Source organism: Ruegeria sp. K11 (assembly GCF_056531905.1).
Genome location: NZ_JBQFMP010000001.1, coordinates 502,691 through 526,428, shown reverse-complemented (window position 1 = coordinate 526,428; position 23,738 = coordinate 502,691). Strand labels below are relative to the sequence as shown.

Here is a 23,738-nt window from a genome sequence, read left to right as displayed (position 1 = left end):
TACGACCTAGTTTCAAATACCTAATGACAGCTTAACAGAAAGTCATCAAATCGGGAGAAAAACATTTTATCACGCATTGTTGGGCTTCCGTCATCCCAGACCTGAGACGCAAAGAATTTAGGCACCAGGTCGCAAACAGGACAGATTGTGCAGCAGCAGATTGGATAATCGCGAATTACCAACATGGGGATCGCATGCCAAACGATGTCTGGAAAATCCGTTTGATTAGCCGAACAATCGGTGCAGATCGCGGGCGCGCTGCGCGGGGACGCCCGACTGAGGTTTAACCCGAGCGTTACCCTGACACCCGATTCCCAATCCGGACTTTACCCATGACCGAACAAACCCGTACCACCTCTCGCAGTGGCGGACGCGCTGCGCGCCGCGCCGCGCGTGCCGCGGCCCTACCCGATCACCTTCGCCCGGTGCGCCCGGGGATGGAAAGCGGCACCTATCGCCCGCTCAGCCAAACTGATGTCGAACGCATTCACCGAGCCGCGCTGCAGGCGCTTGAAACCATTGGACTTGCCGATGCGCCGCAAAGCGGCGTCGATTATCTGGTAAAAGCCGGGTGCGTGCTGGGGGAGGACGGCCGCATTCGGTTTCCCGCCGCGCTGGTCGAGGATACGCTGGCCCGTGCAAACCGGTCGGTCACCCTGTGCAGCCGGGATGGTCAAACCGACCTGATCCTTTCGGGAAATCGTGTGCACTACGGCACAGCCGGAGCCGCCGTTCACATGGTCGACGTCGATGGGCGCAACTATCGCGACTCGACACTGCAGGATCTCCACGATGCGGCCCGCATCTGCGAGCAGCTCGACAATATCCATTTCGTACAGCGCCCCATGGTTTGCCGCGATATCACAGATAACCTCGAAATGGATCTGAACACCATCTACGCCTGCTGTTCAGGCACATTCAAACATATCGGAACCTCGTTCAGCGATCCGAACTATGTGGCGCAAGCGGTTGAAATGCTTCACATGATTGCGGGTGGAGAAGACGCGTGGCGTGCGCGGCCATTTGTGTCGAATTCCAATTGCTTCGTTGTTCCTCCGATGAAGTTCGCCACTGAAAGCTGCGAGGTGATGGAGCGGTGCATCAAAGCCGGGATGCCGGTTCTGTTGTTATCGGCGGGAATGGCCGGCGCGACGGCCCCGTCCACCGTTGCCGGAGCCATCACTCAGGCGACCGCCGAATGCCTTGCTGGCCTGGTTTATGTCAACGCCGTAAGCCCCGGAGCACCCGCCATTTTCGGCACATGGCCTTTTGGTCTGGACCTGCGTACCGGAGCCATGTCGGTGGGTTCTGGCGAGCAGGCACTGCTCAGCGCAGGCTGCGCGCAAATGCATGCGTTTTATGACTTGCCGGGCGGAACTGCTGCCGGCGCCTCGGATGCAAAACTGCCCGACATGCAAGCCGGATGGGAACAAATGTGCTCGAACATCATGGCCGGGCTTTCGGGGGCCAACATGATCTACGAAGCTGCCGGTATGCACTCGTCGCTTCTGGGGTTTTGCCACGAATCCCTGATCCTTGGCGATGATCTGATCGGTCAAGCGCAGCGCTGCGTGCGCGGGATCGAAGTTTCGGACGAGACGCTGGCTCTGGATCAGATGGCCGAGGTTTGTCTGGGCGGACCCGGCCACTATCTGGGCACGGATGCGACGCTGAGCCGGATGCAGGCGGACTATGTTTATCCAACCTTGGGGGATCGTACCTCGCCCAAAGAATGGGCAGAGCTGGACAAGCCCGATCTGGTTGAAAAAGCGAAAGCACGAAAAGACGAGATTCTGTCGTCGCCTTCTCCGGCACGGTTCGACCCGATGCTGGATGCCGCGTTACGATCAAGGTTCAACATTCACTTGCCGACGTAAGTTATTGAAAAAGAAAGGGGGCCGAAGCCCCCTGTCAGTTTCGCCATCCAGGCTCATCTCGTTGACCGCCCGGTGTTTTTTTGCCTGCGGCCTGGACGTCGTATGGGACGAGCGCACCCGTCCCCAAAAAGAGTGGGAAAGAGCAATCTTCCGCCCCACCCTGTTCCCGGCCAACACGGGCATGTCGACCGAGTGGAGCACCGCGCTTGGTAAGTCTTGGCGCTTCGCTCCGTATTCGTCGGGGTCGGTACCTGTGGCAGCTATCCGACCCCTGCACCCCGGGTTGCCGGGGCGCTAAGAGAAGAACTTACTTCTTCTTGTTCGGCCGCTGTGTTAGCGCCGACGCCGCTGCCGTTTTGGCAGCTTTGGAGGACTTCGGATTACGAAGAACCTTGGCTGCGGCAGATGCAGCCTTGGCACTCGTTACTTCCGAGTTCTTACGTCGAGACATATTCAGTCCCTCCTTATCCACAGGTGAGTTGAGGACAACTCATGTATTTCCTGTGAGTTGGCAGCGCGTCGTTGATCGCCGAACTCTTACGTGTTTTCTCCTTTCTATCGGTCTTTCGAACCGAGTCGGTTTATCCCTCGCCCGCACTGGTAAAGCGGGGGAAAAGCCGGGGATCGGTGCGCCAACACCGGTCCCCAACCTTCAATTTCTCAGCTACACCCGCTTGTCGCACCGCAGGTGTTGCACTTCATGCAGGTGCCGTTACGCACCAGCGTGTAGTTTCCGCACTCGCCGCATGGATCACCCTCATAGCCCTGCATCTTGGCTTTCGTACGCGCGTCCATTCCGGTTGCGACTGACGTTTCAGCAGATGTTTCGAACGTAGCGGCCGTTTCCGCCATGCCCGTCACGTCACCCTGGCCGCCATTGAACACCATCAGGTCTTGCGGCAGGCGCTTACGCAGATACCCGGTCGAGCTGATTTGTTTCAGTACTTCCAAGGACTTAGTGGCCGCACTTTCACTGATTTCCGAGACATTCGACAGGCCGTCCTCTTCGCCGCGGCCCAGATCGTCAAAGGTTGCACCCTCGGGTTTAACATGCGCCAGATCGGTGCGGTCCAGATAGGACACAGCCAGTTCGCGGAAGATGTAGTCCAGGATGGACGTCGCGTTCTTGATCGAGTCGTTGCCCTGCACCATCCCTGCCGGTTCGAACTTGGTGAAGGTGAAGGCGTCCACGAATTCTTCCAGCGGCACGCCGTATTGCAGACCAACCGAGACCGCGATGGCAAAGTTGTTCATCATCGCCCGGAAGCCAGCGCCTTCCTTGTGCATGTCGATGAAGATCTCGCCCAGCTTGCCGTCTTCGAACTCACCGGTGCGCAGATAAACTTTGTGGCCGCCGACGATTGCTTTCTGGGTATAGCCCTTGCGGCGATGGGGCAGTTTCTCACGATGGCTGCGGATCATTTCCTTGACCACAACCTTCTCGATCACCTTCTCGGCCAGAACGACGGCTTTTTCCTGCGTCGAACCGCTTTCCAGCACTTCTGCTGCTTCGTCGTCGTCCTCAACCAATGCCGCCGCCAAAGGCTGCGACAGTTTCGAGCCGTCGCGGTACAGCGCGTTCGCTTTCACACCCAGCGACCACGACAGTTCATAAGCCTTCTGGCAATCCTCGATGGTCGCGTCATTCGGCATGTTGATCGTCTTCGAAATCGCGCCCGAGATGAAGCTTTGCGCAGCGGCCATCATGGTGATGTGGCTGTCAACCCCAAGGAAACGCTTACCTTTCTTGCCGCACGGGTTGGCGCAGTCGAAGATCGAATAGTGCTCTTCCTTCAGGTGCGGAGCCCCTTCCAACGTCATGGTTCCGCAGACGTGGTCGTTGGCCGCGTCGATATCCGCTTTGGTAAAGCCCAAGTGGCGCAGCAGGTCGAATGTCGGGTCGTTCAGCTTGGTCGCGGGGATGCCCAGAACGCCAGTGCAGAAATCCTCGCCCAGCGTCCACTGGTTGAAAACGAACCGGATGTCGAAGGCGCTTTCCAGCGCGGCGTCTACCTTGGCCAACTCATTCGGGCCAAAGCCATGACCGGTCAGCGAGGTATGGTTGATCCCCGGCGCGTTGCCGATGGTGCCGTGACCAACCGCATAGCTGACGATCTCTTCGATCTGAGCCGAGGAATAGCCCAGCTTTTCCAGCGCCGACGGTACCGAGCGGTTGATGATCTTGAAGTAACCGCCACCGGCCAGCTTCTTGAATTTGACCAGCGCAAAGTCTGGCTCGATCCCGGTCGTGTCGCAATCCATCACCAGACCGATGGTGCCGGTGGGCGCAATCACAGTAGCCTGCGCGTTGCGGTAGCCATTTTTTTCACCAAGGCTCAGTGCCTCATCCCAGGCTGACATTGCGAGATCAACCAGACGTTTGTCTGGGCAGTTGCCGTGGTCCAGAGGCACCGGCTTCACAGCCAGTTTCTCATAGCCTTCGGTCACGCCCTGCGACGCACGGCGGTGGTTGCGGATGACGCGCAGCATGTGATCCGCGTTGCGTTCGTACCCTTTGAACGGACCAAGCTCCCCGGCAATTTCGGCCGAGGTCGCATAAGCCACACCGGTCATAATCGCGGTCAGCGCGCCACAGATGGCCCTGCCCTCATCCGAGTCATAGCTGTAGCCCATGTTCATCAGCAGGCCGCCGATATTGGCATAGCCCAGACCCAAGGTGCGGAAGTCATAGGACAGCTGCGCGATTTCCTTCGACGGGAACTGCGCCATCGTCACCGAGATTTCCAGCGTCAGAGTCCACAGGCGCGAGGCGTGCATGTAGTCCGCAGCCTGGAACTCACCGTCCTTGAGGAAGGTCAGCAGGTTCATCGACGCCAGGTTACAGGCCGTATCATCAAGGAACATGTATTCCGAGCACGGGTTCGATCCGCGAATCTCACCATCTTCGGGGCATGTGTGCCATTCATTGACCGTGTCGTGGAATTGGATGCCCGGATCGGCGCAGGCCCATGCGGCATGGCCAACCTTTTCCCACAGATCCCGCGCCTTAACGGTCTTGGCGACCTTGCCATCGGTGCGGTTGATCAGCTCCCAATCGGCGTCTTTTTCAACGGCCGTTAGGAACGCGTTGGTCACGCGGATCGAGTTGTTCGAGTTCTGGCCTGAAACCGAGCTATAGGCTTCCGAATCCCAGTCCGTATCATAAGTCGGGAATTCGATGCTGTCGTGGCCCTGCTTTGCATAGTCCAGCACGCGTTTGATGTACGTTTCGGGGATTGCGACCTTTTTGGCCTCACGAACAGCCTTCTTCAGCGCGTCGTTCTTGTTCGGATCGTACGCATCGTCCGCAGACCCGTCCCAAGACCGAATGGCCTCGAAAATGCCATTCAGCATCTTCTCGTGCATCTTCGATCCGGCAACGATCGAGGCCACCTTCTGCTCTTCAAGCACCTTCCATTCGATGAATTGCTCGATATCCGGGTGATCTGCATCGACGATTACCATCTTTGCTGCTCGACGGGTTGTCCCGCCTGATTTGATCGCGCCAGCGGCGCGGTCGCCGATCTTGAGAAAGCCCATCAGGCCCGAGGATTTGCCGCCACCCGACAGCGCCTCCCCTTCCGCGCGCAGATGGCTGAAGTTCGTACCAGTGCCCGAGCCGTATTTGAACAGGCGCGCTTCGCGGACCCACAGGTCCATGATGCCACCTTCGTTCACCAGATCATCATCGACGGATTGGATGAAGCACGCGTGCGGCTGCGGATGTTCGTATGCGGATTTCGATTTGGTCAGCTTGCCGGTTTTGTAATCGACATAATGATGCCCCTGTGCGGGACCGTCGATGCCATAAGCCCAATGCAGACCCGTGTTGAACCACTGAGGCGAGTTCGGCGCGGCGCGCTGTGTTGCCAGCATATAGCGCATCTCGTCGAAATAGGCGCGTGCGTCCTCCTCGGTCGAGAAATAGCCACCCTTCCAACCCCAATAGGCCCAGGCACCGGCCAGACGGTCAAACACCTGCTTTGACGAGGTCTCGCCGTCGAATTCAGCGCCATCCGCCGGGACCGAGCGCCACAGGAACTCGGGCACATCCTTTTCTTTGACCTTTTTCAGAGCGGACGGGACACCCGCCTTCCGGAAATACTTCTGAGCGATGACATCGCTCGCGACCTGGCTCCACTTTGCGGGCACTTCAATGTTGTCCAGACGAAAAACAATGGTGCCATCCGGATTGCGGATTTCAGAAGTTGCGGACACAAAATCCAGCTCTGCATATGCATCCTGGCCTGACTTGGTGAATTTTCTCTCAATCTTCATGTCCGCTGCCCCAGCTAATTTCAAAGTTCCCGGCACTAAATGTTGGGGTGCGGGGTGCCGCCCGCACAGCCGATCATTTTCAGGCACAAAGGACCGGACGCTGCCTGTCACAGCGCGAAACCGCCAATACGGTTGCACGTTTACACTGGTTTGTTTCCGTCCCTTGCCCATGGGCCGTTCTGGTCATTGCCTACCAGATTTTGTGGCTCATCGTTCGGCTTATACAATCTGGCGTATATTGCCATAGTAGGTCAACGGGGTTTTTCCCTCATTTTTGAAATCTTTTTTGTTGACCTCCAGCCGCAGATAAGCGGGAACCAGCCAATGCTCGATTCTTTGTCTTGAAGTGCATCCGCCACGCCCCCGCGGCACCGAACCAGTTGCATCTTGATTCCTGTTTATGTCCCCATGCTTACCGGCCGATGATCAACCAAGATGTGATTAACGATGAGGTCAGAGAATCATCGTACGGCCGCGACATGCCATGCCATACTCAGAAAAGATCGAAATCTGCGATGCAGGGTTGTTTTCAGTATGGGATGTCTTCGATTTTTTCCGGTGATCGCAATGATCGTGTCCTGCACGACACAAGAACCTGTGGTCGGCTCGCGCAGCGCTCAATTCCCTGAATACCCCCAGACTCTGTTCAACTCGTTCAAAACCGACTGCGCCGGACCCGGGGATGATTACGAGATCACAGGCCAGAGCAGTTTCGAATGCCGCGAACTGTTGCCGCCGGATACAACGGCTTTCCTGATTCTGAACTATGACGGTTACCCGCAAGAGCTGCCCCGGATCGTGACTCGCCTGAGTTCCAGCAAGAACCCGCAAGGCTACCGCGTCGATGCCGATTTGTTTTTCTTGGTGCCACAGAAAAGCGGAAATACGTTAAAAGTTCCCGTCCGCAGCCAAAGCCTGGATCGGGATTTCTCACAACTCTATACCAATTTCGGTGGAAACCCCGTTGAGTGAGGAAAGTGGTCGGGGCGGCAGGATTCGAACCTACGACCCCCTGTACCCAAAACAGGTGCGCTACCAGACTGCGCCACGCCCCGGACCGTGCGCCTTCCTAAACGTGCCGTTCTGATTTGAAAAGCCCTAACAGGGCCAAATTGCGGGGCCTTGCGAAAAAACTTCGTGGCGCATCTGAGTTCCGGGACGAATGCCATAGCGTGCAGCCAACCCGGCATTGATTTCCAGAACCGCAAACACCGAATCCCCTCCTTCGATCGGAGTCAAATCACCCGGGATGGCGCCTTCATGCACATGCGACACCAACCCGGTCTGATCGACAAAGATCATATCCAGCGGAATCAGCGTATTCTTCATCCAGAAGGCAACGGGCTGAGGCCGGTCATACACGAACAACATACCCGCCCGGGACGGCATGCTCTCGCGAAACATCAAACCTCGGGATTTTTCCTGCGGCGTGACCGCAAGTTCGATATCAAATCTGATCTGAGCCGCGTCGTTTCTAAGTTCAACCCGGTCAGGACGGCACTCGGCCTGCGCGATCCCACTGAACCACAGTGTCAGAATCACCAGTACCGAGAACAACCTGACCATAAGAGTCTCAACCGTTAAGAGCGGCTTCCCAAGCCAGAACCTGAGCCGCCATCCGGCCCCGCTTGCCATCGATCACCCGCATCGCCAACGCCTCACCCGGCTGCAAATCCGCCAAGCCCGACCGACGCAGAACTTCGATATGCAGGAACACATCCTCACTGCTGCCAAAGACATTGGCGAACCCAAAGCCCTTGCCCTTGTCGAACCATTTGACCCGTGCGGCCTCAAGCGGCGCATGAGAGATCACGTCCGGGTCAAGTTCTGCAAAATCCGCCAGCATCATGGTCTCGGCGCGGGCGGGCGGATCGACACTGATCACTTCGACCGCCTGAACACCGCGGTCGGTCTTATGCGTCATGATTTCGATGCCAGCGCCATCCGCAACCGAGCTTTGCCCGAAATTGCGCAAGACATTGACGTGCAGCAAAATATCCGGACCACCCGTTTCGGACACAACAAATCCGTACCCTTTGGCAGGGTCGAACCACTTTACGTGTCCTCGGACGCGATACATGCTGTTCATGTCATCTGGCACTGTTTTCTCATCACGATAGTGAGCGCTTCATAGAAGGCTAGTTGTTTATGGGATTGGTCCACAAATTCAAGCCGAAAAAACCCTTTGTTTACTATGTGTTGCATTTCACGATACGCGAACGTCATGGATTCAACCTCTGCACCCGCCAATCCGAGTCTGCCTGCGTCCGGCTCCAACGGAAGCGGTCATGCAACCGGAATGCGCCATCGGCCCAAAACTCGATCTCTACCGGGACCAATCGGTACCCACCCCAGAATTTAGGGCGCGGCGGGTTAGGGCCAAGTTTGGCTGTCACCTTTGCAACCTCGGCCATCAGTGCGGCCCTGCTTTCCAAAGGTTGCGACTGATGCGAGGCCCACGCCCCCAACCGGCTTTTGAGCGAACGTGACGCATAATACTCATCCGCCTGCGGTCCTTCTTCCCGCGATATTATACCACGAACGCGCAGCTGACGCCGCAAAGATTTCCAATGCAAGACAAAAGCCGCCTTGCCGGCCATCTCCAGCTCGGTCGCCTTCGCACTGTGGTAGTTCGTATAAAACACAAAGGCATCGGCCTCGATCTCTTTCAGAAGTACCATTCTGACATTTGGCAATCCATCCGTGTCCACGGTTGCCAGCGCGACCGCGTTCGGATCATTGGGCTCGGTCTTCTCGGCTTCGGCCAACCACCGCCCCGCTATTTCAAACGGATCGGCCCCGGCAAAGATGCCACTGCGCTCGCTCATTTCCATCCCCTGGAAAGACTTACGGCCAACCCTAAGGCGAGAACCTGCTATGGGCAAGAGCGCATGGCCTTGAAGCAAGGCAATCAATGGCATAAACCAACCGGACATAACGCGACGACATGCGGAGAAACAAACATGTCAAATCAGTTGATGGCCGGGAAACGCGGCCTCATCATGGGACTGGCCAATGACAAATCAATCGCATGGGGCATTGCGCGCGCCTTGTCCGACGCCGGGGCCGAGCTTGCATTTTCCTATCAGGGCGACGCTCTGAAAAAGCGGGTCGACCCGCTGGCAGCGCAATTGGGCAGCGAAGTGGTTCTGCCCTGCGACGTCAGCGACGAAGCGTCGATCGACGCTCTGTTCACCGCACTGTCCGAAACATGGGGCAAACTGGACTTCATCGTCCACGCCATCGGGTTTTCCGACAAGAATGAGCTGCGCGGACGTTATGTCGACACAAGTCGTGCCAATTTCAACCTGACCATGGATGTCTCGGTCTACTCCTTCACCGCCGTCATGCAACGGGCCGAGAAATTGATGACCGAAGGTGGCTCCGCAATCACTCTGACCTATTATGGCGCGGAACAAGTCATGCCACATTATAATGTCATGGGTGTCGCCAAGGCCGCGCTGGAGGCGTCGGTTAAGTATCTGGCCGAGGATCTCGGCAAGGACGGCATCCGCGTCAACGCGATCTCGGCAGGCCCGATCAAGACACTGGCCGCCAGCGGTATCGGTGATTTCCGCTACATCATGAAGTGGAACGAATACAACTCGCCCTTGCGCCGCAACGTAACCATCGACGATGTGGGTAAATCGGCGCTCTACCTTCTGTCCGACCTCAGCAGCGGCGTGACCGGTGAAAACCTGCACGTGGACTCGGGGTATCATATCGTCGGCATGAAAGCTGTTGACGCACCAGACGTTGAAAAGGGGTAAAACCATGAGCGCCAAGGACCGCCTGCCCCACGAAAAAGGCTTTCACATCAGCTGGGATCAGATTCACCGCGACTCGCGTGCGCTGGCCTGGCGGCTGGACGGGCAAGGCCCCGACGATGGCGCATGGCGCGCCGTTGTGGCCATCACCCGTGGCGGAATGGCCCCGGCGATGATCGTCAGCCGCGAACTCGACATCCGCACCGTCGATACCGTCAGCGTCAAATCCTACCACCATCAGGCCCAGGGCGAGGCGGAAGTGCTCAAGGCGCCCGACGACAAACTGATGGGCGACGGCGAAGGCATTCTCATCATCGACGATCTGGTCGACAGCGGCAAAACGCTGGAACTGGTCCGCGATATGTATCCCAACGCCCATTTCGCCACCGTTTACGCCAAGCCCAAAGGCCGCCCGATGGTCGATACATTTATCACCGAGGTCAGCCAGGATACATGGATCTTTTTCCCATGGGACATGGCTCTGCAATATGTCGAACCCTACCGGGGCACAGACTGACTCCATCTTCTTCTGTTCAAAAATACCTCGGAGCGCGAGGCAGAGCCTCGCAAAAAGATTGCGATTGCCATGACCCAGACCCGCACCAGCGCCACATTTCCCCCTCCGGTGATGGAGGCACGGCGCTGGCTTGACGGTGTGACATTTCTGATCGACCGCCCTCTGATCAATGTCAGTCAGGCGGCCCCCGTCGATCCGCCCCCGCTGCCGATGCGGCAGGCCATGGCCGAGTTTGCCGTCACCCAGGACAGTGCGCATCTCTACGGCCCGGTTCTGGGGAACAACGATCTTCGTGAGGAACTGGCGAAACAGATCGGACAACACTACCACGCAGACGTGACCACCGACCAGGTCGCCATCACCTCGGGATGCAATCAGGCATTTGCGGCAACGATCTCGGCCATCACAGATCAGGAAGATGAGGTCATCCTGCCTACGCCATGGTATTTCAACCACAAAATGTGGCTGGATATGGCAGGGGTAAACACTGTCGACCTGCCAACCGGTGACGACCTTCTGCCGAACCCGGACAAAGCCCGCGCGCTGATCACTGATAGGACCCGCGCGATTGCGCTGGTCACGCCGAACAATCCCGGCGGTGTGGAGTATCCATCTGAGCTGGTTCGCGCCTTCTTTGATCTTGCGCGCGAAACGGGCATTCGTCTTTTGGTGGATGAAACCTACCGGGATTTCGACAGCCGCAGCGGCCCGCCGCACGCGCTGTTCCAGCAACCGGACTGGCAGGATACGCTGGTTCACCTCTATTCCTTCTCAAAAGCGTACCGCCTGACCGGGCACCGAGTCGGCGCGATTGCCACCAGTCCCGCCTTGCTGGCCGAGACCGAAAAGTTCCTGGATACCGTCGCAATCTGCCCGGGCCAGATTGGCCAGTATGCGGCCCGCTGGGGCATGCAGAACCTGTCGCAATGGGTGGCAGGGGAACGCGACGAAATCCTGGACCGGCGCGCCGCGATTTCCGAGGCAATGCCCCGGCTGACCGACAAAGGCTGGCGTTTGCTGGGGCTGGGTGCGTATTTTGCCTATATGGAACACCCGTTCGACATCCCGTCAGACGAGCTGGCCCGGCGGCTGGTGCCAGAGGCGGGCATTTTGCTGTTGCCCGGAACCATGTTCATGCCTGACCACGATCCGGCGGGGAAACGGCAGGTACGCATTGCGTTCGCCAATCTCGACCGTGCCGGAATCGGTCAAATGTTCGACCGTCTGCTTGCGCTGACCTTCTGAGCTTGCCCCCCGGCGGTGCCCGTCGTATTCAGGGCCGCAACTGACAGGGCAGACACCTGCCAAAACGCACGAAAGAGGGCACCCATGGCCGTAGGCATGAAAAACCTATCCAAAACCTTTGTCTGGATTCTCATGGGTCTTTTGATGCTGGGTCTGGCGGGGTTCGGCGCGACAAGCCTGTCCGGCACTGTTCGCACTGTCGCGCAGGTAGGAGACGAAAACGTCTCGGTCGATGAGTACTTCCGCGAGCTACAACGCGAAATTCGTGCCGTTGAAGCGCAAACCGGCCAACCGCTGCAAATCTCGCAGGCGCGCGATCTGGGGCTCGATCAACTGGCCCTGTCCCGCCTGATCTCACTGGCCGCCCTCAACAACGAAGTCGGTCAGTTGGGCATCTCGATAGGCGACGAGAACCTGCAGCAGGAAATCGTGCAAATCCCTGCCTTTCAGGGCGTGAACGGCACCTTCGACCGTGAAGCCTATCGCTTTCAGCTGGAACAGGTCGGCATGTCTGATTCCGAATTCGAGGACGATCTGCGCAAGGAATCGGCCCGCACCATCGTTCAGGGCGCGCTGATGAGCGGGGTGGAAATGCCCCTGACAATGACCGATGCGCTGGCCAATTACGTGCTCGCCCGGCGCAGCTTTACCGTCGCCACCCTGTCCGCTGGCGCGCTGGAGGTACCGATTCTTGCCCCTACCGACGCTCAGGTTCAGACATATTACGACGAGAACACCGATCAATTCACCCTGCCCCGCACCAAACGTCTGACCTATGCCATCCTGTCGCCCGGCATGCTGCAAGACAGCGTGGATGTGGATGAGGACACGCTGCGCCGTCTCTACGACGACCGCGCGGCTCAATACCAACAACCCGAACGCCGTCTGGTCGAGCGTTTGACGTATCCCACCGAGGCCGAGGCGACCGAAGCGCTGGCCCAGCTTGAAGTCGGCGGCACGACGTTTGAACAGCTGGTGCGTGACCGCGAACTGGAACTGAGCGATATCGACCTCGGCGACGTGACCCGCGAAGACCTCGGCGACGCGGCGGATGCAATATTCGCGGCGGAAATCGACGATGTGGTCGGCCCCCTGCCCAGCACATTTGGCCCCGCGCTGTTCCGCATCAACGGATCGCTGGCCGCCAACAACGTCACCTTTGATCAGGCCGAGCCGGAACTGCGCGAAGAACTTGCAGCCGAACGGGCACGCCGCCAGATCGAGGCACAGGCCGAAGACATCAATGACCTGCTTGCCGGTGGCGCGACGCTGGAAGAACTGGTCGGCGAGACCGAGATGGAGCTTGGCAGCATCGACTGGACGCAACTAAGTGACGAGGGTGTCGCGGCCTATGATGGCTTCCGCATGGCTGCGCAGGCGGTGAACGAAGGCGATTTCCCGGAAATCGCTTTTCTGGAAGACGGCTCGATCTTTGCTTTGCGCGTGAACGAAGTTCTGCCGCCGCGTCCCGAACCACTGGAAAGCGCCCGCGCGCGAGTCGCCGGAGCCTGGGTGCAGCAGGAGATAGCCAAGGCGCTGCAGGAGCAGGCCAATACCACGCTGACACAACTGGCAACCGATGGCGATTTTACTGCTACCGGACTTCCTTTCCGCGTTGAAAACGCCTTGACCCGCACGGCTTTTCTGGACGACGTGCCTGCGGATTTCATGGTGCAGGTTTTCGAGATGGAGCCCGGAGAGCTCCGCGTGATCTCCGGCACTGAATCGGCGTTGATTGTGCGCTTGGATGAGGAATTGCCTCCGGCGGAAACTGATGAGCAACGTCAGATGCAGGATGCACTGGCCGCGCAGCTCAATCAGGCGCTGGCACAGGATATCTTCAACATCTATGTGCGCGACGCCCAGACTCGCGCCCGCCCCGTTCTGGACCAACAGGCGCTGAACGCGGTCCAGTCGAGCTTTTAAAGAGTAGCAGCATGGCCCTGACCCCAGATTTCGACACCTTCGCCCGCGCCTATGAAGCGGGCGAAAACCAGGTGGTTTACACCCGGCTCGCGGCGGATCTGGACACGCCGGTCTCGCTGATGCTCAAGCTGACGGGCGCACAAAAAGACGCGTTCATGCTGGAATCGGTTACCGGCGGCGAGGTCAGGGGGCGCTATTCGATCATCGGGATGAAGCCTGACCTGATCTGGAGATGCCGGGGGGAAACCTCCGAGCTCAATCGCTCGGCCCGCTTTGATGCCGACGATTTTGCCACTCAGGATGGCAACCCGATGGACAACCTGCGGACGTTGCTGGCTGAAAGCCGGATCGCGCTGCCTGACGATCTTCCCCAGGCTGCAGCTGGTCTGTTTGGGTATCTCGGGTATGACATGGTGCGGTTGGTCGAATACCTGCCGGATGTAAACCCGGACCCGCTGGGCCTGCCGGACGCGATCATGTTGCGCCCGTCCGTGGTGGCTGTGCTGGATGGTGTCAAAGGTGAAGTGACCGTTGTATCGCCCGCATGGGTCAGCGACGGCCAGTCGGCCAAGGCCGCTTATGCGCAAGCCGCCGAACGTGTCATGGACGCGGTGCGCGATCTGGAGCGTGCCATGCCGGCGGAAACCCGCGATCTGGGCGACGCGTCCGAGGTTGCACCACCAGTCTCAAATTTCACCAAATCCGGCTATATGGAGGCGGTTGAGAAGGCCAAGGAATACATCCGGGCCGGTGACATCTTTCAGGTCGTTCCCGCGCAGCGCTGGACACAGGATTTCCCGCAACCGCCCTTTGCACTCTATCGCTCGCTTCGGCGCACCAACCCGTCGCCGTTCATGTTCTATTTCAATTTCGGCGGGTTTCAGGTGGTAGGTGCAAGCCCTGAAATCCTTGTACGCGTCTTTGGCAACGAGGTCACCATTCGTCCCATCGCAGGCACGCGTCCCCGGGGTGCAACCCCCGAAGAAGACAAGGCGAACGAGGTCGATCTGATGGCCGACAAGAAAGAGCTGGCCGAACATCTGATGCTGCTGGATCTGGGCCGCAATGACACCGGTCGCGTGTCAAAGATCGGCACTGTGCGCCCCACCGAAGAATTCATCATCGAACGCTACAGCCACGTGATGCATATCGTCTCGAACGTGGTGGGCGAACTGGCCGAAGATAAAGACGCTCTGGACGCGTTCTTTGCCGGGATGCCTGCGGGTACGGTCTCGGGCGCACCTAAAGTGCGCGCGATGGAGATCATTGATGAGCTGGAGCCTGAAAAGCGCGGTGTTTATGGCGGTGGCGTAGGCTATTTCAGCGCAGGGGGCGACATGGACATGTGCATAGCCCTGCGCACGGCCATCGTGAAGGATCACAAGCTCTATATTCAGGCCGGGGGCGGCGTCGTCTATGACAGCGACCCAGAAGCCGAGTTTATGGAGACCGTCCACAAATCCAACGCAATCCGGCGCGCCGCCGCCGACGCGGCCCGGTTTACTGGCAACGGAAACACCTGACGAACCCGCGTCACACAGGTTGCCTGAGGGTTCGCGCTACTGGATTTCCTGCATCATCACGGCCGAGATCGGAGCCATGGCAACCCGGTTTCCGCGATCTTCCAGCCCCCACAACAGCAGAGCCGAGATCGTTTCGGGACGCAGCCGCCCCAACATCACGACCGCCCCTTCCTGTCCGGCGCGAAAAGCGGCCTGATCCAGAAAACGGCGCATGCTCTTGGAGTCTTGCCGGGCGCCGTCGAAGTCCCGAAAGACGACGCTGGATGGCACACCGTTTCGCGCGGCCAGTTTCTGTACCGTGTTCAGCCCATTGTCCTGCGTAATCAGCCCGCGCCCCGTTCCGGCAGCAATCGCGGCCACCTGATCGGCCAGCTTGCGGTTGCCCTGAATGCCGCCGTCGACGCCTTCCAGAATGCCGACGGTTTCGGGCAGCTCATCCAGCCAGACGGAAAGCGAAACCTCGGCATCCTGCGCACTGGCTGCTTTCGGCAGGTCGGCCATCGCCAGCACTTCGAACCCGGCGGCACGATACCGCGCCATCTTCTCGGCCGCTTCCGGATCGGACGGGCTGACCGCAAAGCTCAGCGGGTACGGGAATTCCTGTAACGCCTCAGCCCCATATGCGCCCTCTTCGTCGATCAGGATGATCGACATCAGGGGTTTGGCCTCGGGGTTCTCGAAAGACGCCGCAAAATCCTCGATCGGTTTGGCCGAGCTCTGGACCGGAGCCGCTGCGGCCTCAACCGGTTTTTTGTTACGCTCATGAATGGGCACGACGCGCTTGCCGACCAACGTACCCGACGTCGCCGGCTGATCGGTCTCAATTCTGGGCAAGGTCAACACGCGGGGCTGAGTACGTGGCTGAGTGTCTTCCTCACCCTCTACCACGATGGGGCTTGTCTGCACCTCAGGCTGGAGATCAGGCTCTTCCGTGTCTTCGGTTCCAACCGGTTCAGCCGGAAGCACAGGTTGCTCGGGCACGAGGGCCGCGACCTGCTGGTCCTGCGGCGGGGTTTCGCCGACCGGTTGCGGTTCGGGTGCAGGGGGCGTGTCTGTCACAACCTCGGGCGCGACTTCGGTCTGTGGCGACGCGGGTGCGGGAATCGGCATCGGCGGTGCGGCAGGCGCGTCCGTGTCCAAAGAGACCGACAGCGACGCAGGAACTGTTGGAACATCCGGGCTGTCAGGCGTTACGCCGGTATCGGGCCGGGCATCGGTCTGCAGGCCCGCTGTTCCAAGGCTGTCCAGCGTATCAGATTGCGCTTCGGGTGTTTCCGGCGCATGGGGCGGCAGCTCGACCAGATCCGCGTCTGCCCCGGAATCATCTACATTTCCGGCATTTACGGGTTCAGGCGTCGCCGCAACCTCGGGCGCTTGTGTCACCACTTCGGGCTTGCTTGTCAGGGGCGAGGTCATCGATATGACCGCCCCCACTGTCAGAACAGCGACCGCCCCGGCGATCAGACCACCGAAAAATCCGCCCATCGAAAACTCGCCTTTCGCGTTGTTTCTTGCCTCACACACCCAAAGCGCCATCTGCTGTGGCACTCACTCGAACGGGCGTCAAGTTGGGGATGTCCTCTTGACGCTGACGCACAAGCCTGAGCATGTATGTCCCGACATTATATCGCGGCTCGGGTCTGCATCGCCAGCCCCAAATGCCCAAGCAAAGACAAGTGCCCCAATGCTGCTGCTGATCGACAACTATGACTCGTTTACCTACAACCTGGTTCACTATCTGGGCGAGTTGGGGGCCGAAATGGTCGTGCGCCGCAACGACGCGCTGAACGTGCAAGAGGCGATGGCGATGAACCCCGCAGGCATTCTGCTCAGCCCCGGCCCCTGCGACCCGGATCAGGCCGGTATTTGCCTGGCGCTGACCGAGGCCGCTGCCGAGACACAGACACCGCTGATGGGCGTTTGCCTGGGTCATCAAACCATCGGCCAGGCCTTCGGTGGCAACGTTGTGCGCTGTCATGAGATCGTGCACGGCAAGATGGGACAGATGCATCATACCGGCAAAGGCGTGTTTGCAGGCCTGCCGTCGCCGTTCGAGGCCACGCGATATCACTCGCTGGTCGTGGACCGGGCCACCCTGCCCGATTGCCTCGAGATCACCGCCGAACTTGAGGACGGCACGATCATGGGATTGCAGCACAAAGAACTGCCAATCCACGGTGTTCAGTTCCACCCGGAATCCATCGCGTCCAAGCATGGTCATGCCCTGCTCAAGAATTTCCTGAATGAGATGAAAGTCCCTGCATGAGCGACGCATTGAAACCGCTGATCGGTGCCGCCGCCGACCGGCCCCTGACTCGCGCCGAGGCCGAACAGGCCTTTGGTATTCTGTTTGATGGTGCCGCGACGCCCAGCCAGATCGGCGGTCTGCTGATGGCCCTGCGCACGCGCGGTGAAACGGTCGAGGAATATGCCGCAGCGGCAGGTGTGATGCGGTCAAAATGCAATGCGGTGACGGCACCTGAAGGGGCGATGGATATCGTCGGCACCGGTGGGGACGGAAAAGGCACGCTGAACATCTCGACCGCGACCGCCTTTGTCGTGGCAGGTGCCGGAGTAATCGTCGCCAAGCACGGCAACCGGAACCTGAGTTCGAAATCCGGTGCGGCAGATGCGCTGGGTCAGCTTGGGATCAACGTGATGGTCGGGCCTCAGGTCGTTGAAAAGGCTCTGAAAGAGGTCGGTATCGGTTTTATGATGGCGCCGATGCACCATCCCGCGGTCGCTCATGTTATGCCCTCGCGGCAAGAGCTGGGCACGCGTACGATCTTCAACATCCTCGGCCCTCTGACCAATCCTGCGGGCGTCAAACGTCAGCTTACCGGCGCGTTCAGCCGCGATCTGATACGCCCGATGGCAGAAACGCTGGGCCTGCTTGGGGCTGAACGTGCCTGGCTGGTCCACGGGTCGGACGGCACGGATGAACTGACCATCACCGGTGTAAGCTGGGTGGCCTCGGTCGAGGATGGAACCGTGAAAGAGGTTGAGCTGCACCCCGAAGACGCCGGGCTGCCCGTTCATCCTTTTGAAGACATTCTCGGGGGCACCCCCGAGGACAACGCCGTGGCTTTCCGCGCGCTACTGGATGGCGCGCCTTCGGCTTATCGTGACGCCGTTCTGCTGAACGCCGCCGCCGCGTTGGTGGTTGCCGAGGCTGCAGGCGATTTGCGAGAAGGTGTCGCCATGGCGGCCGACAGTATCGACAGCGGCCGGGCACGGGACAAAATCACCGCCTTGGCGCGCATAACACAGGAAGCCGCATGACCGAGACCGTTCTGGACAAAATCAAAGCCTACAAACTGGAAGAGGTCGCGGCGGATAAGACAGAAACCCCGCTGGAAACCCTTGAGGCCGAAGCAAGAAACGCGTCAGAGCCACGCGGATTTGCCAACGCTCTGCAAACTGCGGCGCGCGGTGGATATGGCTTGATTGCCGAGGTCAAGAAGGCCAGCCCTTCAAAGGGTCTGATCCGTGAAGATTTTGACCCTCCGATGTTGGCGAAAGCCTATGAAGATGGCGGCGCGGCCTGTCTGTCTGTCCTGACCGACACGCCCAGTTTTCAGGGCGCCAAAAGCTTTCTGACCGACGCGCGCGACGCCTGTTCGTTGCCCGCACTGCGAAAGGACTTCATGTATGACCCTTATCAGGTCGTCGAAGCGCGCGCGCTGGGGGCTGATTGTATCCTGATCATCATGGCATCGGTCAGTGACGCGCAGGCCGCCGAGTTGGAGCAGACAGCGTTCGATTGGGGCATGGACGTTCTGATCGAGGTGCATGACGAGGTCGAGCTGGAGCGTGCAACCGCCCTAAAAAGCGCACTCATCGGCATCAACAACCGCAATCTCAAGACCTTCGAAACCACTCTGGATACGACCCGACGACTGTCCAAGCTGGTTCCCGCTGACCGGACCATCGTCTGTGAAAGCGGGCTGAGCACGCCCGCAGATCTGGCCGATATCGCGCGTTATGGCGCGCGCTGTTTCCTGATCGGTGAAAGCCTGATGCGTCAGGATGACGTCGCCGCAGCCACCCACACTTTGCTGGCCAACCCCCTGATTCCAGGAGTGATGTGATGACCCTGACCCATTTCGATGCGCAGGGACAGGCGCATATGGTCGATGTGTCGGACAAGGCGGTAACCGATCGTGTTGCCGTGGCAGCAGGCCACATCAAAATGGCCCGGGAAACCTTTGAAATCATTTCAGAAGGACGCGCCAAGAAAGGCGATGTTCTGGGCGTCGCCCGACTGGCGGGGATCATGGGGGCCAAGAAAACACCCGATCTGATCCCGCTTTGCCATCCTCTGCCCGTCACACGTGTGGCGGTCGAACTGACGCTGGACCCAAGCCTTCCCGGTGTGCAGATCGAAGCCACAGTCAAGACGACCGGACAGACCGGGGTCGAGATGGAAGCTCTTACAGCAGTCTCGACCGCTGCGTTAACCGTTTATGACATGACCAAGGCTGTGGACAAGGCGATGGAAATCGGCGGAATTCGCGTCCTTTTGAAAGATGGCGGCAAGTCCGGACTTTACGAGGCAAAATGATCACCGTAGAAGACGCCCGCGCCCTTCTTTTTGATCTGGTAACACCTCTGCCCGACGAAATGGTGCCGCTTGCCGACGCCGCCGGGCGCGTGTTGGCGCATGACGTTGCGGCGACGCGGGATCAACCGCCCTTTGCAGCCTCGTCCATGGATGGCTATGCGGTCAAATCCACCGAGGTCGAACTGCATGCCATGTTCAAGGTGGTCGGCGAAGCAGCCGCGGGGCGGCGCTATGACGGGACAGTAGGGCCGGGTCAGGCCGTGCGCATTTTCACTGGTGCGCCTGTTCCTCAAGGCACTGATTTCGTTGTCATTCAGGAAGACACGGAGCGTCGCGGTGATCTGCTGACGATCACGGACGATCCGGGTTCAAAAACCAATATTCGCCCCGCCGGTGTCGATTTTAAAAGCGGATCAACCATCACCGCACCACGCACCTTGCGCCCCGAAGATGTCGCGTTGATGGCAGCGATGAACATCGCCTTGGTGCCCGTCTCTCGCAAACCAGTGGTGGCGTTAATCTCAACCGGAGATGAGCTGGTCATGCCCGGTGAAACGCCCGGCCCCGACCAGATCATCGCATCGAACACATTTGGTCTGAAAGCGTTGCTGGAAAACGAGGGGGCACATGTCCGTGTCCTACCGATTGCCCGCGATACCGTGGCCTCGCTTGAGACGGCGTTTGAGCTGGCGCAGGGAGCCGATCTTGTGGTGACCATCGGCGGCGCCTCGGTTGGAGAATACGATCTCGTCGCGGATGTCTCGCACGGGTTGGGCATGGAACGTTCATTCTACAAAATCCGGATGCGACCCGGAAAGCCTCTGATGGCGGGGCGTCTGGGGGGCGCGGCAATGGTCGGCCTGCCCGGCAATCCGGTCAGCGCGATGGTCTGCGGTTATCTGTTCCTGTTGCCCATGGTGCGTAAAATGCTGGGGGTAGAACAGGTCCTGCCGCCGTTCCATCGCGCCAGGCTGGCTGAACCTATCGGCAAAAACGGTCCGCGCGAACATTACATGCGCGCTGTCCTTGACCAAAACGGTATTCGGGCTTGCGACGATCAGGACAGCTCATTGCTTAGCGTTTTGGCGCAGGCCAATGCGCTTTTGGTGCGCGCGCCGCATGACCCCCAACGGGCCGCGGGCGACGAAGTTCAGTATCTGCCGATCTAGTTGCACGGCAAATCCGTTGACACAAAACGTGAACATGCGTAGAACAAAAGAAAACGCATGAGCGACGAGGTGTGAGCGATGCTGACCAAGAAGCAGTTGGATTTGCTGGAATTCATCCATAAACGCGTGCAGGCGGACGGTGTTCCGCCCAGTTTCGACGAAATGAAGGCCGCATTGGATCTTCGATCCAAGTCCGGCATCCATCGTCTGATCACCGCATTGGAAGAGCGCGGGTTCATTCGGCGTCTGGCCCACAGGGCCCGCGCCATCGAGGTTGTGAAATTGCCCGAAAGTCTGGGCGGGGAGCCGACGGCAAGCTTCAAACCGCGCGTGATCGAAGGCGACAAGCCGGATGGCCCGCGCCCCGCAAATTTCGAGCCGGTTACCGTGGACGCCATGGAACTGCCCGTGATGGGCCGGATCGCCGCTGGTGTTCCGATCGAAGCCATCAGCCATGTCTCGCATCACGTCGCTGTTCCGGGAACCATGGTGTCCGGGAAAGGCGATCACTATGCGCTTGAGGTTCGCGGAGATTCGATGATCGACGCAGGCATCAACGACGGCGATGTTGTGGTGATCCGCGAAACCTCGGCCGCTGACAATGGTGACATCGTCGTAGCGCTGGTCGAAGATCAGGAAGCCACGCTGAAACGGTTCTTTCGACGCGGCCACGCCATCGCGCTGGAGGCCGCGAACCCGGCCTATGAAACCCGCGTCCTGCCGGAAGACAAGGTCAAGGTTCAGGGTCGTCTGGTTGGGTTGATACGCAGCTACTGAGCGTAACCGCCGTCCGATCCGCCCGGTGACCACAAACGCTGACCCGAAATGGTTGTGCTTGTGACCCATTTGCCATTGCCGAATGCAAGGCTGCCGGTGCCTTGCAGCCTGTTCAGATCAAGAACCATGCATTCCCCGTTCAAGGTCAATGCGATCGGGGCCACCACAATCTGATCGCCTTTGCATTCGTCAAAGCTCTGCGCTGCGCGCTTTCCCGTCAGGTGCACAATCTCTTTGTCGCCCACTGAATGGCGCTGAACCCATTTGTCCGATGCGGGCCAACGGTCGGCGGCAAGAGGCTGTGCCACCCCGTCCCCGTCGTTTTCCAGCCAGACCGTCGCGACAAATCCACTGCCCTTGGGTTTGCTCAGGGCGCGGCCTTTTTCCGTCATCACACCGACCAATCCGCCACTATCGGCAATCAGGATATCCGGACGTTGCCCCTGCCCCCACAAGGTCAGCGCAATGATGGCCGGTGCAAGGCCCAGCCACCGCGCCCGTCCCTGCCACAGGATAAGCCATAAGACCCCGATGGCCAGAACCGGCAGAACGAAACCCGGGGGGCTGGCAATATAGCCAAGCGAGCCATCCAGCCCCGACACGTGATCAGCTACCCACAATACCCATCTAAGACCCAGCCCCATGACCGTGAGTGCAATCCACTCCAAACCAACCGGAGCCAGCAGGGCCGCGACAACAGCAGACGGAACCACGATGGTGCCCATGATCGGCACCGATAGAAGGTTGGCCAGCAACCCGTAATGCGACATGGTGTTGAAATGCGCGGCCCCGATCGGAGCCGTCGACAGCCCGGCGATGGCCGAAGACATGACCAGCGCTGCGACCGGGTGCAACCATTTCGGACCCGGCATTGGGCGGACATCGCACAAGGCACCAAAGACCGCCACCAAAGCCGTGGTCGCGGCAAAAGACATTTGGAACCCAGGGCTGAGCAGGCTTTCAGGCCTCAACACCAGGACGATCAACGCGGCAACCGCAACCGCCCGTAACGAGATGGCGCGACGGTCGATCAGGACAGCCCCTAACATGACGCAAACCATCACAAAGGCCCGCTCGGTCGCCACATTACCCCCGGACATCAACAAATACATCGTGGCGGCCGCCAAGGCGCAGATCGCGGCGATTTTTCTGACCGAGATCCGCAATGCAAGTGCGGGAATGGCCGAAAGACCAATCCGGCAGGTCAGAAACACAAAGCCCGTTAACAACCCCATATGGAGCCCGGAGATCGCCAGCAAATGCGCCAGATTAGACGCCCTCAGGTCCTTGAAGGTTTGTTGCCCCATACCACTTCGGTCGCCGGTGGTTACCGCGGCTGCGAATCCTCCGACCTCGCCGGGCAGCAGCATCCGTACCCGCTCAGAGATCGCCATACGCACGGCATTCACGCGCACGCCTGCCAGACCCTCATGCGCCGGGGCAAGCCTGACAACCGGCACTCGCGTATAGCCCACGGCGCCCAGATGCTGAAACCAGGCGTGGCGTCGGAAGTCGAACCCACCCGGTTCGACCGGACCTTGCGGCGGTGACAGATGCGCCGTTGTCATGACCCTTTGACCGGGGTGCAGGGGGACGGCATCGCCGTGAATCGACAGCCGGATGCGCTGGGGTCGCTGGTCAGCAGGAACGTCCCCGATCCGAACCTGATCCAATGTAACCCGCAGCGCATCCGACGCAGAGCGGTCCAGCGCCACGACCCTCCCCTCGACCGGGCCGTAAAAACGCCATTGCAAGACCGGTTCTGCAACCATATGAGCGCGCGCGCCAGCCAGCAGAAACCCACCACAAACCAACACTGCACCCATCGCCAACGGAGCCCAGGCGGAAGACAGACGCCACGCCGTACCAAACGCGACGACCATCAGGGCACCAACCCAAAGGTAATGATCCGTTTCCGGCTCAAACCGCAGGCTGAAATACAGACCAATCCCGACCGCCAGGAATACCGGAGCCCAGGCGAACAAGTGCCCGCGCTGGTTCAGCAGCCCTGCAGCAGCACCTGCCAGAACACGCATGGTTGCCCCCGTCCTTCCGGCTCGTTAGACAGGCGCCACTCTATGCCCGACACGGTTAC

At 59.4% G+C, this 23,738-nt stretch carries 19 protein-coding genes and 1 tRNA gene; 13 read left to right on the top strand and 7 right to left on the bottom strand.

Features of this window, described 5'->3' with window-relative positions:
• The first annotated feature begins 332 nt into the window (after window positions 1-332).
• Window positions 333-1,877 (top strand): trimethylamine methyltransferase family protein, encoded by a 1,545-nt coding sequence (locus ACR0K4_RS02620; RefSeq protein ID WP_480852688.1) that lies wholly within the window; start codon window positions 333-335, stop codon window positions 1,875-1,877.
• A 660-nt stretch (window positions 1,878-2,537) separates the two neighbouring features.
• Here ACR0K4_RS02620 and ACR0K4_RS02615 read toward each other — a convergent pair.
• The gene (locus ACR0K4_RS02615) at window positions 2,538-6,155 is read right to left on the bottom strand and encodes a vitamin B12-dependent ribonucleotide reductase (RefSeq protein WP_480852687.1); all 3,618 of its coding nucleotides are present in this window, start codon (window positions 6,153-6,155) and stop codon (window positions 2,538-2,540) included.
• Window positions 6,156-6,722: 567 nt separating this feature from the next.
• Between ACR0K4_RS02615 and ACR0K4_RS02610 the strand changes: the two genes are divergently transcribed.
• Window positions 6,723-7,127 (top strand): hypothetical protein, encoded by a 405-nt coding sequence (locus tag ACR0K4_RS02610; protein ID WP_480515003.1) that lies wholly within the window; start codon window positions 6,723-6,725, stop codon window positions 7,125-7,127.
• Window positions 7,128-7,133: 6 nt separating this feature from the next.
• Here ACR0K4_RS02610 and ACR0K4_RS02605 read toward each other — a convergent pair.
• The 4 genes from ACR0K4_RS02605 to pdxH all read right to left on the bottom strand — a co-directional run bounded on the left by ACR0K4_RS02605 (window position 7,134) and on the right by pdxH (window position 8,983).
• A tRNA-Pro gene (locus ACR0K4_RS02605) sits at window positions 7,134-7,210 on the bottom strand.
• 43 nt (window positions 7,211-7,253) lie between these two features.
• Window positions 7,254-7,721, bottom strand: a complete 468-nt coding sequence (locus tag ACR0K4_RS02600; protein ID WP_480515005.1) for a DUF192 domain-containing protein — start codon at window positions 7,719-7,721, stop codon at window positions 7,254-7,256.
• 7 nt (window positions 7,722-7,728) lie between these two features.
• Window positions 7,729-8,235 carry a cold-shock protein gene (locus ACR0K4_RS02595; protein WP_480515882.1) on the bottom strand — a complete coding sequence of 169 codons (507 nt, stop codon included), beginning with the start codon at window positions 8,233-8,235 and terminating at the stop codon, window positions 7,729-7,731.
• 142 nt (window positions 8,236-8,377) lie between these two features.
• Window positions 8,378-8,983 carry a pyridoxamine 5'-phosphate oxidase gene (gene pdxH, locus ACR0K4_RS02590; protein ID WP_480852686.1) on the bottom strand — a complete coding sequence of 202 codons (606 nt, stop codon included), beginning with the start codon at window positions 8,981-8,983 and terminating at the stop codon, window positions 8,378-8,380.
• Between the two features lie 135 nt (window positions 8,984-9,118).
• Here pdxH and fabI point away from each other — a divergent pair, with 135 nt between their 5' ends.
• The 5 genes from fabI to trpE all read left to right on the top strand — a co-directional run bounded on the left by fabI (window position 9,119) and on the right by trpE (window position 15,133).
• Window positions 9,119-9,925, top strand: a complete 807-nt coding sequence (gene fabI / locus ACR0K4_RS02585) for an enoyl-ACP reductase FabI (RefSeq protein WP_480515009.1) — start codon at window positions 9,119-9,121, stop codon at window positions 9,923-9,925.
• 4 nt (window positions 9,926-9,929) lie between these two features.
• Entirely contained in the window at window positions 9,930-10,439 is a 510-nt protein-coding gene (gpt, locus tag ACR0K4_RS02580) for a xanthine phosphoribosyltransferase (RefSeq protein ID WP_480515011.1), read from the top strand.
• 69 nt (window positions 10,440-10,508) lie between these two features.
• Entirely contained in the window at window positions 10,509-11,684 is a 1,176-nt protein-coding gene (locus tag ACR0K4_RS02575; protein ID WP_480515013.1) for an aminotransferase, read from the top strand.
• An 84-nt stretch (window positions 11,685-11,768) separates the two neighbouring features.
• Window positions 11,769-13,610: a peptidyl-prolyl cis-trans isomerase gene (locus ACR0K4_RS02570; RefSeq protein ID WP_480852685.1), complete on the top strand. Its 1,842-nt coding sequence runs from the start codon at window positions 11,769-11,771 to the stop codon at window positions 13,608-13,610.
• An 11-nt stretch (window positions 13,611-13,621) separates the two neighbouring features.
• Window positions 13,622-15,133, top strand: a complete 1,512-nt coding sequence (gene trpE, locus ACR0K4_RS02565) for an anthranilate synthase component I (protein ID WP_480852684.1) — start codon at window positions 13,622-13,624, stop codon at window positions 15,131-15,133.
• A gap of 36 nt (window positions 15,134-15,169) precedes the next feature.
• Here the strand turns inward: trpE and ACR0K4_RS02560 are convergent, their stop codons facing one another.
• A complete protein-coding gene (locus tag ACR0K4_RS02560; protein ID WP_480852683.1) occupies window positions 15,170-16,618 on the bottom strand; it encodes a divergent polysaccharide deacetylase family protein in 1,449 nt (482 codons plus the stop codon).
• Between the two features lie 199 nt (window positions 16,619-16,817).
• Between ACR0K4_RS02560 and ACR0K4_RS02555 the strand changes: the two genes are divergently transcribed.
• The 6 genes from ACR0K4_RS02555 (at window position 16,818) to lexA (ending at window position 21,643) form a co-directional block, all read left to right on the top strand.
• The gene (locus ACR0K4_RS02555) at window positions 16,818-17,399 is read left to right on the top strand and encodes an anthranilate synthase component II (RefSeq protein WP_480852682.1); all 582 of its coding nucleotides are present in this window, start codon (window positions 16,818-16,820) and stop codon (window positions 17,397-17,399) included.
• Complete coding sequence (gene trpD / locus ACR0K4_RS02550; protein ID WP_480852681.1) at window positions 17,396-18,415, top strand: anthranilate phosphoribosyltransferase; 1,020 nt, start codon at window positions 17,396-17,398, stop codon at window positions 18,413-18,415. Before ACR0K4_RS02555 ends, trpD begins: the two co-directional genes overlap by 4 nt.
• Complete coding sequence (gene trpC / locus ACR0K4_RS02545) at window positions 18,412-19,224, top strand: indole-3-glycerol phosphate synthase TrpC (protein WP_480852680.1); 813 nt, start codon at window positions 18,412-18,414, stop codon at window positions 19,222-19,224. The genes trpD and trpC overlap by 4 nt, the downstream gene beginning before the upstream one ends.
• Window positions 19,224-19,697: a cyclic pyranopterin monophosphate synthase MoaC gene (gene moaC, locus ACR0K4_RS02540; RefSeq protein WP_480515025.1), complete on the top strand. Its 474-nt coding sequence runs from the start codon at window positions 19,224-19,226 to the stop codon at window positions 19,695-19,697. The genes trpC and moaC overlap by 1 nt, the downstream gene beginning before the upstream one ends.
• A complete protein-coding gene (locus ACR0K4_RS02535; protein WP_480852679.1) occupies window positions 19,694-20,866 on the top strand; it encodes a molybdopterin molybdotransferase MoeA in 1,173 nt (390 codons plus the stop codon). Before moaC ends, ACR0K4_RS02535 begins: the two co-directional genes overlap by 4 nt.
• Before the next feature lie 78 nt (window positions 20,867-20,944).
• Window positions 20,945-21,643: a transcriptional repressor LexA gene (lexA, locus tag ACR0K4_RS02530; RefSeq protein ID WP_480852678.1), complete on the top strand. Its 699-nt coding sequence runs from the start codon at window positions 20,945-20,947 to the stop codon at window positions 21,641-21,643.
• On the opposite strand, the gene ACR0K4_RS02525 is transcribed toward lexA, so the two are convergent.
• Window positions 21,637-23,679 carry a ComEC/Rec2 family competence protein gene (locus ACR0K4_RS02525; RefSeq protein ID WP_480852677.1) on the bottom strand — a complete coding sequence of 681 codons (2,043 nt, stop codon included), beginning with the start codon at window positions 23,677-23,679 and terminating at the stop codon, window positions 21,637-21,639. The genes lexA and ACR0K4_RS02525 overlap by 7 nt on opposite strands.
• Window positions 23,680-23,738: the final 59 nt, after the last annotated feature.